14 protein-coding genes are annotated in these 15,300 nt (G+C 68.3%); 4 read left to right on the forward strand and 10 right to left on the reverse strand.

Translation table 11 applies throughout. The annotated features are described in order from the left end of the window. Positions 1–27: 27 nt before the first annotated feature. The 10 genes from AC1DVU_RS01205 to mmuM form a co-directional block, all read right to left on the reverse strand. A complete protein-coding gene (locus tag AC1DVU_RS01205) occupies positions 28–702 on the reverse strand; it encodes an L-ribulose-5-phosphate 4-epimerase (RefSeq protein ID WP_476920595.1) in 675 nt (224 codons plus the stop codon). Beyond that, complete coding sequence (gene araB, locus AC1DVU_RS01210) at positions 699–2,369, reverse strand: ribulokinase (RefSeq protein ID WP_476920596.1); 1,671 nt, start codon at positions 2,367–2,369, stop codon at positions 699–701. The genes AC1DVU_RS01205 and araB overlap by 4 nt, the downstream gene beginning before the upstream one ends. Next, a complete protein-coding gene (locus AC1DVU_RS01215; RefSeq protein WP_476920597.1) occupies positions 2,366–3,394 on the reverse strand; it encodes a LacI family DNA-binding transcriptional regulator in 1,029 nt (342 codons plus the stop codon). The genes araB and AC1DVU_RS01215 overlap by 4 nt, the downstream gene beginning before the upstream one ends. Then, complete coding sequence (yjfF, locus tag AC1DVU_RS01220; RefSeq protein WP_476920598.1) at positions 3,391–4,407, reverse strand: galactofuranose ABC transporter, permease protein YjfF; 1,017 nt, start codon at positions 4,405–4,407, stop codon at positions 3,391–3,393. Before yjfF ends, AC1DVU_RS01215 begins: the two co-directional genes overlap by 4 nt. Further along, entirely contained in the window at positions 4,404–5,441 is a 1,038-nt protein-coding gene (locus AC1DVU_RS01225; RefSeq protein WP_476920599.1) for an ABC transporter permease, read from the reverse strand. Before AC1DVU_RS01225 ends, yjfF begins: the two co-directional genes overlap by 4 nt. Beyond that, positions 5,434–6,990: a sugar ABC transporter ATP-binding protein gene (locus AC1DVU_RS01230; RefSeq protein ID WP_476920600.1), complete on the reverse strand. Its 1,557-nt coding sequence runs from the start codon at positions 6,988–6,990 to the stop codon at positions 5,434–5,436. The genes AC1DVU_RS01225 and AC1DVU_RS01230 overlap by 8 nt, the downstream gene beginning before the upstream one ends. A 70-nt stretch (positions 6,991–7,060) precedes the next feature. After that, positions 7,061–8,059, reverse strand: a complete 999-nt coding sequence (locus AC1DVU_RS01235; protein ID WP_476920601.1) for an ABC transporter substrate-binding protein — start codon at positions 8,057–8,059, stop codon at positions 7,061–7,063. Between the two features lie 331 nt (positions 8,060–8,390). Next, positions 8,391–10,019 carry an amidohydrolase gene (locus tag AC1DVU_RS01240; RefSeq protein ID WP_476920602.1) on the reverse strand — a complete coding sequence of 543 codons (1,629 nt, stop codon included), beginning with the start codon at positions 10,017–10,019 and terminating at the stop codon, positions 8,391–8,393. Beyond that, the gene (locus AC1DVU_RS01245) at positions 10,019–10,426 is read right to left on the reverse strand and encodes a VOC family protein (protein WP_476920603.1); all 408 of its coding nucleotides are present in this window, start codon (positions 10,424–10,426) and stop codon (positions 10,019–10,021) included. The genes AC1DVU_RS01240 and AC1DVU_RS01245 overlap by 1 nt, the downstream gene beginning before the upstream one ends. A gap of 42 nt (positions 10,427–10,468) precedes the next feature. Further along, positions 10,469–11,320 (reverse strand): homocysteine S-methyltransferase, encoded by an 852-nt coding sequence (gene mmuM / locus AC1DVU_RS01250; protein WP_476920604.1) that lies wholly within the window; start codon positions 11,318–11,320, stop codon positions 10,469–10,471. 246 nt (positions 11,321–11,566) lie between these two features. On the opposite strand from mmuM, the gene AC1DVU_RS01255 reads away from it, so the two are divergent. The 4 genes from AC1DVU_RS01255 (at position 11,567) to AC1DVU_RS01270 (ending at position 15,298) form a co-directional block, all read left to right on the forward strand. Next, complete coding sequence (locus AC1DVU_RS01255; protein ID WP_476920605.1) at positions 11,567–12,877, forward strand: cation:proton antiporter domain-containing protein; 1,311 nt, start codon at positions 11,567–11,569, stop codon at positions 12,875–12,877. An 85-nt stretch (positions 12,878–12,962) separates the two neighbouring features. Beyond that, positions 12,963–13,667 carry a lysoplasmalogenase gene (locus AC1DVU_RS01260; protein WP_476920606.1) on the forward strand — a complete coding sequence of 235 codons (705 nt, stop codon included), beginning with the start codon at positions 12,963–12,965 and terminating at the stop codon, positions 13,665–13,667. Positions 13,668–13,697: 30 nt separating this feature from the next. Then, positions 13,698–14,252 (forward strand): RNA polymerase sigma factor, encoded by a 555-nt coding sequence (locus AC1DVU_RS01265; protein ID WP_476920607.1) that lies wholly within the window; start codon positions 13,698–13,700, stop codon positions 14,250–14,252. Beyond that, complete coding sequence (locus tag AC1DVU_RS01270; protein WP_476920608.1) at positions 14,249–15,298, forward strand: hypothetical protein; 1,050 nt, start codon at positions 14,249–14,251, stop codon at positions 15,296–15,298. The genes AC1DVU_RS01265 and AC1DVU_RS01270 overlap by 4 nt, the downstream gene beginning before the upstream one ends. Positions 15,299–15,300 lie beyond the last annotated feature (2 nt).

Genomic DNA, 15,300 nt, shown 5'->3' on the forward strand with positions numbered 1-15,300 from the left:
ACGTCTCCTTCTGATGGGTCGCGGGGCTCACTGGCCGTACGCGTTCTGGTAGCGGTCGAACAGGCTGGCGATCTTCTCCGGCGGGATGGGCACCGGTTCGCCGAGCTGGCGGGCAATGTGGGTCGTGCGCGCGACGTCCTCGCACATCACGGCGGCCTTGACCGCCGAGCGGGCGTCCTTGCCGATCGCGAAGACGCCGTGGTTCTGCATCAGGACGGCCGGGGAGTTGCTGTCGCGCAGCGTGTCGACGATGCCGCGGCCGATCGAGTCGTCGCCGATCAGCGCGAACGGGCCGACCGGGATCTCGCCGCCGAACTCGTCGGCCATCATCGTGAGCACGCACGGGATCGGCTCTGCGCGCGCGGCCCACGCCGTGGCATACGTCGAGTGGGTGTGCACGACGCCGCCGACCTCGGGCAGGTGCCGGTAGACGTACGCCTGGGCGGCGGTGTCGGACGACGGTGCCAGGTCACCCTCGAGCACCGTGCCCTGGAGGTCCGTGACGACCATGTTCTCCGGCGTGAGGTCGTCGTAGCTGACTCCGCTGGGCTTGATGACCATCATGTCGGCGCCTGGCACGCGTGCCGAGACGTTGCCTGCTGTCCAGACGACAAGCTCGTAGCGGGTCAGCTCGGCGTGCAGGGCGCAGACCTCCTTGCGCAGGCGGGCGATCGTCGCCTGCACGTCCTGGGTGAGCGTCATGACGCAGCTCCCGTCAGTGCTTCGCGCCGCAGCGCGTTGAGCCGGTGCATCACGTCGTTGCCGCCACGACCGAAGTGGTCGTGCAGGGCGGTGTACTCGGCGAACAGCCGGTCGTAGACCTTGGAGCGTCCCTCATCGGGCAGCACAACTGCCCGATTGAGGGAGCCCATAGCCTTCGCGGCGGCGCGTATGTCCGCGTACGCGCCAGCCGCGACGGCAGCATGGAGGGCAGAGCCCAGAGCGGGGCCCTGCGCGGACCCGATCACCGAGAGCGGCAAGCGAGTCACGTCGGAGTAGATCTGCATGAGGAGCGGGTTCTTGGACAGTCCGCCGGCGATGATGAGCTCCTCGACGGGAACGCCGCTGGCGTTGAACGTCTCGATGATCGTGCGGGTGCCGAACGCGGTCGCCTCGATCAGCGCGCGGTAGATGTCCTCGGGCCGCGTCGCCAGGGTCTGCCCGACGATCAGCCCGCTGAGCTCGTGGTCGACGAGCACCGAGCGGTTGCCGCTGTGCCAGTCGAGCGCGACGAGCCCGTGGGCGCCGACGGGCTGGCGGGACGCGAGCTCCGTGAGGTGCTCGTGGACGCTCACACCCGCGGCGTCAGCCGCCTCGCGGACGTACGCCGGCACGCCGTGGTCGACGAACCAGCCGAAGATGTCGCCGACACCGCTCTGGCCTGCCTCGTAGCCCCACGTCCCGGCGACGATGCCGCCGTCGACGACGCCGCACATGCCGGGAACCTCGCGAAGGACGCTGCCGTTCATGACATGGCACGTCGAGGTGCCCATGATCGCGACCATCTGGCCGGGGTCGACCGCCTGGGCGGCAGGTGCCGTGACGTGCGCGTCGACGTTGCCGACTGCGACCGCGATGCCCTCGGGCAGTCCGGTCCAGCCGGCGGCCTCGGCCGTCAGCGTGCCTGCCGGGCGGCCGAGCTGGCCGATCGGCTGGTCAAGTTTAGCGTTAACAAAGTCTGCAAACAGAGGGTTGAGCCCTGCGAGGAAGTCATCCCCCGGGTAGGCGCCGTCCTGCAGGATGCCCTTGTAGCCGGCCGCGCACGCGTTGCGCACGTACGTGCCGCAGAGCTGCCAGACGATCCAGTCGGCTGCCTCGACCCAGCGCTCCATCGCGGCGTAGACCTCGGGGTCCTCCTCGAGGACCTGCAGGCCCTTGGCGAACTCCCACTCCGACGAGATCAGCCCGCCGTAGCGCGGCAGCCACGACTCGCCGCGCTCCTCGGCGAGGGCGTTGATGCGGTCGGCCTGGCCCTGCGCGGCGTGGTGCTTCCACAGCTTGACGTAGGCGTGCGGCCGGTCGGCGAACTGCGGCAGCTCGTTGAGCGGCGTGCCGTCAGCGAGGGTCGGCACCATGGTGCAGGCGGTGAAGTCGGTCGCGATGCCGATGACCTCCGACGGGTCGATGCCCGACGCGCGTACGGCCTCGGGCACCGCGATGCGCAGGACGTCGACATAGTCCGACGGCACCTGCAGCGCCCAGTCGGGCGGCAGCGGCGAGCCGGGCGTCGTGGGCAGTGCGTCGCTGATCACGGCGTGCGAGTACGGGTGCACCGCGCTGGCGAGCTCACGGCCGTCCTTGACCGAGACGACCAGGGCGCGCCCCGACAGGGTGCCGTAGTCGACTCCGACGACGTACTGTTCGCTCACTTCTGGGCCTTTCGGGGGGTCGGTGCGGAGGTGCTCGAGCGGATGATCAGTTCGGGCTCGATGAGTCGTGGGAGGTCTTCGTTCTCGCCGAGGATCGCGGCGTGCAGGACGGCGATCGCGCGGCGACCGACCTCCTGGAAGTTCTGTCGTACGGTCGTGACGGACGGGTTGAGGAACTCCGTCTCGGGAGCGTCGTCGAACCCGACGATGCTGATGTCGTCCGGCACCGAGATGCCGGCTTCGGCGAGCGCGTGCATCACACCGATCGCCATCTGGTCGTTGGCGATGAACACCGCCGTCGGATCGGTCTCGGTCAGCAGCTGGCGTCCGGCGATGTAGCCGCTGCGCGGTGTCCAGTCGCCGAGGTAGAGGGGCCCGGGCGCGAGGCCGGCATCGCGGAGTGCGGCTTCCCAGCCCTCGCGGCGCGCCTCGGCCTCGGTCCATTCCAGCGGACCGCGGACGTGCGCGATCGAGGTGTGCCCGAGGTCGATCAGGTGCTTGGTCGCCTCGTACGCCCCACGGTGCTGATCGACGCCGACGGCGAACTTCGCCCGGGACAGGTCACCCTCGACGACCACGAGCGGAACGCCCGGGTCCTGGTGGTGGATCACGTCGAGAGCGGCGTGCTGTGCGGCGATCATGACGATGCCCTCGACCGACTGGCGCAGCAGGTGGTCGATCGCATCGGTCAGCGACTGGGTCGTGACGGTCGAGAGACTCACGGATCCGGCGAAGTAGCCGGCCTGACGTGCGGCGTCCTCGACGGTGCGGTGGATGCTGGCGGGCCCGTAGAGGCCGGTCTCGGTGCTGATGATCCCGATCGTCGAGGACTTGCGGGTCACGAGCGCACGGGCTGCGGTGTTGGGGCGGTAGCCGAGCTCCTTGATCGCGGCCTCGACGCGCTGACGAGTCGAGTCCTTGATGTTGGGCATGCCGTTGATGACCCGCGAGACCGTCTGGTGCGAGACACCGGCGACCTTCGCGACATCGGCCATCACTGGCGCGTGGTGAGGGGTGGCCGTCATACGGATCTCCGTGTGAAGATCCGCTGGATCAGCACGAACACCAGCAGCAGGACGCCGATCGTGATCTTGGTCCACCATGAACTGAGTGTCCCATCGAACGAGATGAACGACTGGATCAGGCCGAGCACAAGCACTCCGACTGCCGAGCCCAGCACGAAGCCGGAGCCGCCGGTCAGCAGCGTGCCGCCGATGACGACGGCGGCGATGGCGTCGAGCTCCATGCCGACAGCGGTGAGGCTGTAGCCCGACAGCGTGTAAATCGCGTAGAGAAGTCCCGCCAGCGCCGAGCAGAAGCCGCTGATGACGTAGACACCGACCTTGGTGCGTGCGACGGCGAGGCCCATCAGCAGGGCTGACTGCTCACTGCCGCCCACCGCGTAGACCGTGCGACCGAACCGCGTCATGTGCAGGACCACCGCAGCGATGACCAGCACCACCAGGGCGACGATGACCGATGGGGTGATGAAGTAGTCGCCGATCGTGATCGTGCCGCTGGCGAAGGACGTGAAGGTCTCGTTCTTGATCGGGATCGAGTCGACACTGATGACGTAGCAGAGGCCACGTGCGAGGAACATGCCCGCGAGCGTCACGATGAACGGCTGGATCTCGAAGTAGTGGATCACCAGTCCCATCAGCAGTCCGAGGACGGATCCCGTCAGCAGCACCGCGACGACCACGAGTGGCGCTGACCAGCCGGAGCGCAGGGCCGAGGCCGCGATCATGGCCGACAGCGCGACAACCGAGCCGACCGACAGGTCGATCCCGCCGGTCAGGATCACGAACGTCATGCCGACCGCGAGGACGATGAGGAACGAGTTGTCGACCAGCACGCTGAGGATGGTCTGCGGCGAGGAGAACCCCTCGTAACGGATGCTGCCGGCGCCGAACATCGCGATGAACAGCACGATCGTCGCGATCACCGGCAGGAAGCGCGTCGGGAAGGTGAACCCGCGCGACGAGCGGGGCGATGGGTTGCCGGCAGGGGCCTCGGGCGGAGCCGTGATGGTGGTCATGCCGCTGTTCCCTTCGCGAGCAGGGACGACGGTCGTCGTATGGACAGTGCAGCGCGCGCCTTGGGCGACTGCAACAGGCAGACCACGATGACGACGACAGCCTTGAACAGGTAGTTGGTCTCGGCCGGGATCTTCATCGTCGGGATCGTGGTCGCGAGGGTCTGGATGAACATCGCGCCGATCAGCGTGCCGGTCAGCGAGAACCGTCCGCCGGCCAGCGAGGTGCCGCCGATGACGACCGCGAGGATGGCGTCGAGCTCGATGAACAGGCCTGCGGCGTTGGCGTCGGCCGCGTTGGTGTTGGACGCGATCATCAGCCCGGCGATGCCGGAGCAGAACGCCACGAAGACATAGACGGTCCAGGTGATCGTGCGGGCCCGCACGCCGGCGAGCCGGCTGGCCTCCGGGTTGATGCCGACCGCTTCGATCAGCATGCCGAGCGCCGTGCGGCGGGTCAGCAGCGCGGTGATCGCGAAGACGGCCAGGGCGATGAGGATCGCGATCGGGAGGCCCAGCACGAACCCCGTGCTCACCTTCGAGAACAGCGAGTTGTTGACGGTGGTGATCTGACCGTCGGTGATCAGCATCGCCAGGCCGCGGCCGGCTGTCATGAGCACGAGCGTCGCGATGATCGGCTGGATTCCCAGGACGGACACCAGGAAGCCGTTCCAGACTCCCAGGAGAATGGCCACCCCCACGGCCATGGTCATCGCGACGATCGCACGGCTGGCGGTCGACTCGTTGGGCGACCCGGCCATGTAGGTGCAGGCCACGGCGCCGGAGATCGCGGCGACCGCGCCAACCGAGAGGTCGATGCCGCGGGTCGCGATCACGAGCGTCATGCCGAGCGCGATCAGCAGCGTCGGGGCACTGTTGCGCAGGATGTCGATCAGGCTGCCGTAGAGATGCCCGTCCTGGACCCGGATGGAGAAGAAGTCGGGTGTGCGGGTGACGTTGAGCACCAGCAGCAGCACCAGCGCGAAGGTCGGCCAGAACAGGGCGTGGCCCGTGAGCTTGCGAAAGAGGTCAGGCATCGTTGCGCGCCTCTCCCGCGATGATCTCGAGCACGTCGGAGACGCTGACGTCCTCGTTGGCCCGCTCGTCGATCTTGCGGCGGTCACGCATCACGACGAGACGGTCGCTGAGGCGCAGGACCTCCTCGAGCTCGGCGGAGATGAACACGACGGACATACCGTCCTTTGCGAGGTCGGCGACGAGCTGCTGGATCTGCGCCTTGGCGCCGATGTCGATGCCACGCGTGGGCTCGTCGAGGATGAGAAGCTCCGGCTCGGTGATGAGCCAGCGCGCGAGCAGCACCTTCTGCTGGTTGCCGCCGCTGAGGTTGCGCATCAGCGCCTGCGGGTTGGCGGGGCGGATGTCGAGGGCCTCGATGTACTTGCGGACGAGCTTGTCCTTGGTCCTGGCCGGGATCGGTCGCAACCAGCCGCGAGACGCCTGCATCGCCAGGACCATGTTGTCGGCGATCGACAGGTCGGCGATGACGCCCTCGGAGCGCCGGTTCTCGCTGGAGAACGCGATCTTGTGGTCGATGGCCTGGCGCGGTGTGCGCAGCTTGGTGTGCTGGGAGCGCATCCGCATGTCGCCGCTGTCGGCGGTGTCGGCGCCGAACAGCAGACGGGCGAGCTCGGTGCGTCCCGAGCCGAGCAGGCCGGCGACGCCGATGACCTCACCTTCGAAGACCTTGAGGTCGACGGCCTCGACGCTGCCCTTGCGGGTGAGCTGGAGCACCTCCATCAGCGGAGCGCCCTGCGTCTTGACGGTGTGCTCCTCGGCCTCCTGCTCGATCTTGTCGAGCGTCTCCAGCTCGCGGCCGATCATGGCCTGGACGAGCTGCAGCTGCGTCGTCTCGGCGGTGACGTACTCACCGACGAACTTGCCGTTGCGTAGGACCGTCATGCGGTCGGAGATCTCGAAGACCTGCTCGAGGAAGTGCGAGACGAAGACGATGGCGACGCCGTCGGCGCGGAGCGTACGCATGACCTCGAACAGCTTGGCGACCTCGTCGGCGTCCAGGCTGGAGGTGGGCTCGTCGAGGATCAGGAGCTCGGCGTCGATGTCGACGGCGCGGGCGATCGCGACGAGCTGCTGGATCGCGATGGGGTGCGTGCCGAGCTGTGACTTGGGGTCGATGTCGAGGCCCAGGCGGGTCAGGGTCTCGCCGGCGCGGCGGTTCATCGCGCGGGTGTCGATGCGACCGAGGGAGCGGGGCTCACGGCCGAGAAGCATGTTCTCCGCGACGGTGAGATTGGTGCAGAGGTTGACCTCTTGGTAGACCGTGCTGATGCCGGCGGCCTGCGACTCGGCCGGGCTGTGGAACGTACGCGGCTCGCCGCCGACGATGATCGTGCCCTCGTCGATCGAGTAGACACCCGTGAGCGCCTTGATCAGGGTGGACTTGCCGGCGCCGTTCTCGCCCATGAGGGCGTGAACCTCGCCGGGCCGCAGCGTGAGGCCGACCGACTGGAGGGCCTTGACGCCGGGGAAGCTCACCGACACGCCGCTCATCTCCACGACCGGCTCGGTGCGCGTGACCTGCGCGGCTTCGGCTGTCATCTGGATCATCTCTTCGTTCCTAGAAGTTGGAATGGGGCCCTGCGCCCTGCGGACGCAGGGCCCCAGCTCTTGGTGTTGCTCAGTACTGACGGTCAGCCAGGACGGCCTTGGCCTGTGCCTGGTCGAACTCGCCTTCCTTGGTCTCGACGCGCGCGGGCACGTCCTCGCCTGCGACGACCTTCTTGGCCAGGTCCATCAGCTGCGGGCCGAGGAGCGGGTTGCACTCGACGATGTAGTTGATCTTGCCCTCGGACAGCGCGGTCATGCCGTCCTTGACAGCGTCGATCGTGACGATCTTGATGTCGACGCCCGGCTTCTTGCCGGCCGCCTCGATGGCCTCGATCGCGCCGAGTCCTTCGTCATCGTTGTGCGCGAAGACGACGTCGATGTCCTTCTGGGACTTCAGGAACGCCTCCATGACCTTCTTGCCGCCGTCACGGGTGAAGTCACCCGTCTGCGAGGCAACGACCTTGATCTTGGGGTCGGCGCCGATCTTGTCCTCGAAGCCCTTCTTGCGGTCGATCGCCGGAGCGGCGCCCGTCGTGCCCTGGATCTCGACGACGTTGATCTTGCCGTCCTTGTTGACGTCGTTGGCGTCAGCGTTGTCGACGACCCACTGGCCGGCCTTCTCGCCCTCGAGGACGAAGTCGGAGCCCAGGAACGTCTTGTAGAGCGACTTGTCGCTCGAGTCGACCGCACGGTCGGTCAGGATGACGGGGATCTTGGCGCGCTTGGCTTCCTGCAGGACGGTGTCCCAGCCGGTCTCGACGACGGGGCTGAACGCGATGACGTCGACCTTCTGCTGGATGTAGGAGCGGATCGCCTTGATCTGGTTCTCCTGCTTCTGCTGCGCGTCGGAGAACTTGAGGTCGATTCCGGCGTCCTTGGCCGAAGCCTGGATCGACTTGGTGTTTGCCGTCCGCCAACCACTCTCGGCACCGACCTGGGCGAAGCCCATGGTGATGTCGTCGGAGCTCCCCGAGCCGCCGGAACCGCCGTCGCTGCTGCTGCCGCCACAGGCAGCAAGTCCGCTGGCCAGGACTACGCCCGCGCTCACGGTGATGAGTTTCTTGAACACTGTTTCCTCCATCGGGATGAGACACCCCAAGTCACTCGACTTCGGGAGAGCCAGGACACTCGCGGGCGGACATCCGCTTGCATCCTTGGAGCGTGGCCTCGGATTGAGGTTCGGCCCCGTTGTTAGCGTTCACCTTTGCCACGGTGTGATGTGGACCACGTGAACCCTGCGATGAATTGTTAACGCTAACAACTCCGGCGTCAAGTTAATCTCTCAAGAAATTTTCATGTCGGTCTGTGACAGCCCCGCCAGAATGTGAGCGTGAACAATTTGTTGCCTCAACTAGCAGAATTGGTTGGAATCACTGCGGTTTCAGCCGAATTGTGACATGTCACAACGTGTGGACGACGCGGCCGTGAGCGTACGTCCGGGTGACGCGGACCTCGCCGATCACCTCAGAATTGATCGCGAGGATGTCGGCGTCGATGACGGCGAGATCGGCCGCCATGCCGATCTCGATGGTTCCGCTGCGCTTCTCCCGCCGGTTCACGAACGCGCTGCCCCGGGTGTAGGCGTCGATCGCTTCGACGATCGTGAGCTGTTGTCCCTGCAGGAGCGGCTCGGTGTCGGCGTCGAGTGCCACCCGGTTGACCGCGACATGGATGCCGAGCAATGGGTTGGGGGACGACACCGGCCAGTCGCTGCCGAACGCGAGCCGGGACCCTGAGTCGACCAACGACCGGAAGACGTACTGCTGCGCCCGTGCCGTGGCACTGAGGAACGGCAGGGTCAGGTCGGACATCTGGTCGTCGAGGCACGCCCACAACGGCTGGGCGTTGGCCGTGACCTCGAGCTCGGCGAAGCGTGGCACGTCCTCCGGCCGGACGATTTGGACATGGGCCAGCTGGTGGCGGTTGCCACGGCGGCCGTTGACCTCGATGGCGTGCTCGATGGCGTCGAGGCTGTCGCGGACGGCCCGGTCGCCGAGGGCATGGATGTGGACCTGGAAGTCCTCGGCATCGAGCAGCTGGACATAGCGCGCGAGGTCCTCCGCCTCGATGAACGACAGCCCGTGGTTGTCAGTGGGATGCCCGTGCCGGTCCAGGTAGGGCTCGACGACGGCGGCCGTGAACGTCTCGCAGACCCCGTCCTGCATGATCTTGATGCTGCCGGCGTCGAATCCGGCCGCCGCGGCCCTGGCCCGGCGCTCGACGAGCTCGGCGACCTGGTCCTCGCCTCGGCTCCGGTCCCACCACAGCGCCCCGACGACCTCGGCAGTCAGCGAGCCGCCGCGCTGCGCCGCGAGGTAGGTGTCGAGCGTGTCCGGCATGCCGAGGCCTTCGCCGACCAGGGCGTCCTGCCAACCCGTGATGCCCAGAGAGTGCAGGTATGCCTGCGCGGTCTGCAGCGCGGCGGCGATCTCATCGCCGGTGGGTGGCGGGACCAGCCGGCGTACGAGCTCCATCGCACCCTCGTGAAGCGTCCCCGTGGCCTCGCCGCGATCGTCCCGCTCGATGCGGCCGTCGGCGGGGTCCGGCGTGTTCGCGGTGATGCCGGCTCGTTGGAGCGCCACGGTGTTGACCCAGGCACTGTGGTGGTCGCGGTTCGGCAGGAAGACGGGGCGGTCGGACACGATGCGGTCGAGGACTGCCGCCGTCGGGACGCCGCCCGGGAAGACGTCCATCGACCAGCCGCCCCCGACGATCCACTCGGCTTCAGGGTTCGCCAACGCGTACGCCGCGATGGTGTCGACGTAGTCGCTGAGCTCGTGTCCGTCGGCGAGGTTGCAGGCGTTCATCTCGAGGCCCGCCTGGACCGGGTGGACGTGCGCGTCCTGGAATCCCGGCAGCACCCAGGCGCCGTCGAGGTCCACGACCTCGGCGGAGGGCACAAGCCCGACGAGCTCGGCATGCATCCCCAAGCCCACGACGACGCCGTCGCGTACGGCGATCGAGTCGACGCCCGGGCGCCAGGCACCGTCGCCGTACACGCGGGCGTTCGTGAGGAGCAGCTCCGCCATCAGGTGATGAGGTGTGAGTGGTAGTCCGGGATCTCCAGGTCACTTCGCAGGATGCAGAACTCGTTGCCCTCGGGATCGGCGAGCACCATCCAGCCGAGGCCCTGGGGCGTACGCAGGTCGGCGACCTCGGTCGCGCCGAGGGCGAGCACCCGCGCGATCTCCTCGTTCTGGGTGAGGTCGGTGGGGCAGAGGTCCAGGTGCACCCGGTTCTTGACCTGCTTGGGCTCGGGCACTTCGATGAACAACAGGCGCGTCCGGCCATCGCGCGAGAAGATCATGCACTCCTCATGGCCCGGCTCGTTGGGATCGCGGGGATCCTGCTGCATGCCCAGCACCTCGGCCCACCACACGGACTGGGCGTGCGCATCACGACAGTCGATCGTGGTGCGGGAGATGCGGCTGGTCATGGTTCCAATCTGACACACGTCGCTGGCGCGTGCGATCTGTCGTCAGGCGAGGCTCCCGGCGAGCGCGGCGATGTCGGCCGGGCCGATGCGGCAGCACCCTCCGACGTACGCGACACCGGCGTCGATCCACGCGGGCACGAGGCCCAGGTCGTACGACGGATCGCCGTGCCACGTGTGGGTCGCGCTGTCCCAGGCCTGGCCGCTGTTGGGGTAGGCGACGCCCGCCTTGCCCGTGACGTCGCGCGCGGTGCGGACAGCGGCGAGCACGTCCGAGGGTGCGCAGCAGTTGACGCCGGTGGCAACGACCGCCTCGGCGTCGGCCACGACCGCGAACGCGTCGGTCAGGGGTTGGCCGGCCCGGGTGGCGTCGCCGTCGATCGTGAACGACAGCCACGCCGGGATGCCGATCTCGTCGAGCAGGCCGGCGAGCACGGTCGCCTCGTCGAGGTCGGGGATCGTCTCGACGGCGAACATGTCGGGCTGCTCGGACGCGAGGAGCTCGAGCCGCGGGCGGTGGAAGTCGTACAGCTGCGCTGCGGTGAGCCCGTAGCGGCCGGTGTATTCCGAGCCGTCCGCGAGCACCGCACCGTATGGTCCAACGGATGCGGCGACAAGACGACCCGGAGCCTCGTCGCGTACGTCGCGGGCGACGGCGACGCTGAGCCGGATCAGGGCCTCGGCCTCGGCCGTCGACATGCCGGCCCGCACGAATCCGGGCACGCTCGCCTGGTAGCTCGCGGTCGTCGCGACCTCGGCCCCGGCGTCGAAGTAGGCGCGATGGACGGCCGCGATCTCCTGGGGCGAGTCACGCAGGAGCTCGGCGGTCCAGAGCTCCGACGTCAGGTCGTGGCCACGGTCCTCGAGCGCGTTGGACAGGCCGCCGTCGATGATCATGCGATCCAGTCTCGCGTACGCCTCAAGCCGGCAGAGCACACCTTCACGGGTAGCAATCTCACGTCACGTGGTCTCGATACACCCGCTCGTTCCTCGCGGGCACTCGACCACCGGATACTCGCCGGTCGAATGCCCGTCTGGACCATCCGCCGGTCGAGTAGCCGACCGAGCTCTGCGAGGGAGGCGTATCGAGACCACGCGAGCCGACATGCTCACTTGAGTCCGCCGACGTAGCCTCGAGGGGACATGACGACCCATCTGGTCTACCTCCTCGGTGGCGCCGCCCTCCTCGTGGCCGTCGTCCTGCCGTACGCCCTGCGCACCGCTGCGCTCTCACCGCCGGTCGTCCTGCTGGGGCTGGGAGCACTGATCGGGCTGCTGCCGGGCACCGAGGAGTCGGCGTTCTCCCCCATCGAGCATCGCGTGTTCGTCGAGCACCTCGCCGAGTTCACGGTGCTCGTCGCGCTGATGGGCGTCGGCCTGGCGCTCGACCGGCCGCTGAGCCTTCGGTCGTTCGAGTCGTGGCGGAGCTGGGGTGCGACCTGGCGACTTCTCGTGATCGCGATGCCACTGTCGATCGCGGGGATAGCCCTGCTGGGCTGGTGGGTCATGGGCCTTGCTCCCTCCGCTGCTCTGCTCCTCGGCGCCGCGTTGGCGCCGACCGATCCGGTGCTGGCCTCGGACGTGCAGGTCGAGGGGCCCACCACGACCGAGGGCGATGAGGACGAGATCGACGAGGACGACGAGGTGCGGTTCGCCCTGACGTCGGAGGCCGGGCTCAACGACGGGTTGGCGTTCCCGTTCGTGCAGGCGGCGATCCTGCTCGCGGCGACCGGGCCGTTCGCCGAGTGGGGCGTCCGGTGGTTCGCCTGGGACCTGGTTGGCAAGGTCCTCGTCGGCGCGGCGATCGGTGTCGTGGTCGGCTGGGCGCTGGCCAAGGTCGCGTTCCGGTCGAGCCAACCCTCGCTGCGTACGGCCGACTCCGGCGAGCCATTGCTGGCGCTCGCTGCGGTGCTGCTGGCGTACGGGCTGACCGAGGTCGCCCACGGCTACGGGTTCCTCGCGGTGTTCGCCTGCGCCTTGACGATGCGGTCGGCCGAGCGCGGGCACGACTACCACGCACTGATGCACGACGTCATCGAACGGCTCGAGCGCCTGTTGACGCTGATCGTCCTGCTGCTCCTCGGCGTCGCCCTGACGAACGGCCTGCTCGCCGGGCTGACGTGGCAGGCCGCTGTGGTCGCGGTCCTGCTGCTGTTCGTCGTACGTCCGGCGAGTGGGATGATCGCCCTGTTCAGCGGCCGGCGCGCCAACCTGCGCGTCGGGGACAACACGCTCGGGCCGCGCGAGCGGGCCGCCACGGCGTTCTTCGGGGTGCGCGGCGTCGGCTCGATCTACTACCTGGCGTACGCCTCGGGCCATGCCGACTTCGCCGACCTGCCGCTGCTGTGGTCGACCGTCGGCCTGGCGATCACGCTCTCGGTGATCATCCACGGCGTCACCGCGACACCTGCGATGCGCTGGCTCGAGGCCAAGCGCGACGACGTCGAGACCTGACGGCGCGGTTCGGAGCCGCTGCTGGTTTCGAGACGCTCGTTCCTCGCTCCTCAACCAGCGGTCCTGCTGACGGTACGGTGCTGGCATGGCTGTGAAGAGTCCGTGGCTCATCGCGTTCGGCGTGGTGTCGGTCCTGCACCTGGTGCTCAATGCCGCCGATGCGACGCCGTGGGACAGCATCAGCAAGTGCTTCATCGCTCCGCTCCTCGCGGCCTGGGTCATCGAGCAGCACGGCCCGCGACTGCTCGTCGCGGCCCTGGTCTTCTGCTTCTTCGGCGACCTGTTCCTCGAGCTCGGCGACGACCTCTTCGTCGTCGGCATGGCGGCGTTCGCGGCGGCACACTACTGCTTCATCCGGTTCTTCATCCTTCGCGGCGCGCTCGAGCAGCTCCGCGCCAAGCCGTGGATCCTGGTGGTCTACGTCGCGGCCGCAATCGGTCTCGTCGCCTGGGCGTGGAGCGGGCTCGAGGTCGGGCTCAGGCCGATCGTCCCCGTGTATGCCGCGCTGCTCCTCGGCACCGCGTCGACGTCACTCGCCACTGACCTGCGGGCCGGCATTGGCGGGGCCTGCTTCCTGGTCTCGGACGGCATCATCGCGCTCGGCGAGGCCGACCGGATCGACAAGGACGCCACCGGCACGGGCCTGGCGATCATGGGTCTCTACATCGTCGCGATCCTGCTCCTGACGACCGGGATCCTCGACCGCGAGAAGCGGACGATCGCCGCCGGACCCGGCTTCGACCCGACGATCCGCACCGACTGCTGGCCCCGGTTGCCCGACCAGGTGTAATGCCCGGCGGCGACGTGGACATAAACGGTCATGACTGCCGATGAGGACGAGCGCCGCCGCGCCTTCGAGACGCTCTACCGGATCACCCTCCCGTCGATCCGCTCGTACGCCCGACGGCGTGCGCCCGACGACCTCGCCGACGACGTCGTCGCGCAGACGTACCTGACGGCCTGGCGGCGCTGCGACGAGGCGATCGCGGGCGGCTTGCCGTGGCTCTACCGCACAGCGCGGTTCACGCTCGCCAACCACCAGCGCACCGAGCGCCGTCAGCTCCGGGTCGCCCAGCGCGTCACGAGCACGACCGAGCTCGCCGAGGCCGATGGCACGGCTGCGGCCGACGAGCGGTCGCTCATGCTCGACGCGATCGAGCGGCTCACGGACGACGACCGGGAGATCCTGCTGCTCGTCTACTGGGAGCACCTGAGCATCAAGGCCGTCGCGGTCGTCCTCGACTGCCGGCCAGGCACCGCGGCCGTACGTCTGCACCGCGCTCGCCGCAAGCTCCGCGACGCGCTCTCCGACCCACCGGGTCCGCAGCGCACGCCGGCCCATCCCACGACCCACACCGCAGAGGTGCCCTCATGAACACCATCACCCGCACGCTTGCCGAGCTCGACCCTCAGACCGGCGCATCCACCGAGATCACTGCGCTCGACGAAGACCTCCTGCGCGCCATCATGGCCACGCCGATCGCCCAGCCGGTGCGCAAGCAGCGCACCCACGTACGCCGCACGCTGATCGTCGCCGGAGCCGTCGCCGCCACGATCGCTCTGGGGCTGACGAGGGTCGATTTCGGCGGACACGAGGTCGGCGCATCCACCGCGGCCGCGGTGCTGGAGCGTGCCGCCGACGTCACGATCAAGACCGCCGACCCGGTTGTCGGACCCGGTCAGTACCTCCGCATCACGACGGTGCAGGAGGGCTGGACGCACATAAGCTACTTCTACCCCGAGGGCAAGGCGCCCGAGAAGGAGCCCATCGACATCGGTGACGACGGTCGGCCGCAGTTCTACAAGGTGCGGTCCGTCGACCGCACGTTCATCCCGTACGAGCATGACCGCGGCACATGGATTTTCACCAAGGACTCCACGATCGTGCAGCACATGAGCACCGACCACACGCCGTACGACCGCGGGCCCTTTCACGAGGCCTCGACGTCCAAGGGCGGGGCGTCGACCGACCTCGGGGAGTACTCGAAGTATCTCGACGCCGACTGGTACACGACGCTCCCCCGCGATCCCGACGCGCTGCTCAAGGAGCTGCTGAAGGATGCGCATCACTACGCGCCGATCGAGCACTACGTGGCACTCGAGGAGGCCGCCGCTCCGGTCCTGACCAGCGGCGTCGCACCCGCCGACATCCGGGCGGCGCTGTTCCGGGCCCTCGCCAAGGAGCCCAAGGTGCGGATCGCCGACGAGGCGCCCGTCATCGACGGCCGACGGACATTCGCGCTCCACATCGGCTACACCGAGCTGCTGTTCGACCGAGCCACCGCGCAGTACGTCGGGCGGCAGTCGATCCCGGACCCCGCGGACGACGAGCCGCGGGTCCCGGGCCTCGGCGCCCAGGAACCGGTGACGATCACGACGTTCCACGTCGACGTCGTCGACTCGGCGCCGGGACAGGACTGACT

Source organism: Aeromicrobium sp. P2_G6 (assembly GCF_056403535.1).

Excerpts from the sequence above, each read along its gene's own strand:
- AC1DVU_RS01265 (WP_476920607.1), top strand. The coding sequence starts at position 13,698 with ATGACTGCCGATGAGGACGAGCGCCGCCGCGCCTTCGAGACGCTCTAC.
- mmuM (WP_476920604.1), bottom strand. The coding sequence starts at position 11,320 with ATGATCATCGACGGCGGCCTGTCCAACGCGCTCGAGGACCGTGGCCAC.
- AC1DVU_RS01260 (WP_476920606.1), top strand. The coding sequence starts at position 12,963 with ATGGCTGTGAAGAGTCCGTGGCTCATCGCGTTCGGCGTGGTGTCGGTC.
- AC1DVU_RS01215 (WP_476920597.1), bottom strand. The coding sequence starts at position 3,394 with ATGACGGCCACCCCTCACCACGCGCCAGTGATGGCCGATGTCGCGAAG.
- AC1DVU_RS01225 (WP_476920599.1), bottom strand. The coding sequence starts at position 5,441 with ATGCCTGACCTCTTTCGCAAGCTCACGGGCCACGCCCTGTTCTGGCCG.
- AC1DVU_RS01205 (WP_476920595.1), bottom strand. The coding sequence starts at position 702 with ATGACGCTCACCCAGGACGTGCAGGCGACGATCGCCCGCCTGCGCAAG.
- AC1DVU_RS01255 (WP_476920605.1), top strand. The coding sequence starts at position 11,567 with ATGACGACCCATCTGGTCTACCTCCTCGGTGGCGCCGCCCTCCTCGTG.
- AC1DVU_RS01270 (WP_476920608.1), top strand. The coding sequence starts at position 14,249 with ATGAACACCATCACCCGCACGCTTGCCGAGCTCGACCCTCAGACCGGC.
- yjfF (WP_476920598.1), bottom strand. The coding sequence starts at position 4,407 with ATGACCACCATCACGGCTCCGCCCGAGGCCCCTGCCGGCAACCCATCG.
- AC1DVU_RS01240 (WP_476920602.1), bottom strand. The coding sequence starts at position 10,019 with ATGGCGGAGCTGCTCCTCACGAACGCCCGCGTGTACGGCGACGGTGCC.
- AC1DVU_RS01245 (WP_476920603.1), bottom strand. The coding sequence starts at position 10,426 with ATGACCAGCCGCATCTCCCGCACCACGATCGACTGTCGTGATGCGCAC.
- AC1DVU_RS01230 (WP_476920600.1), bottom strand. The coding sequence starts at position 6,990 with ATGATCCAGATGACAGCCGAAGCCGCGCAGGTCACGCGCACCGAGCCG.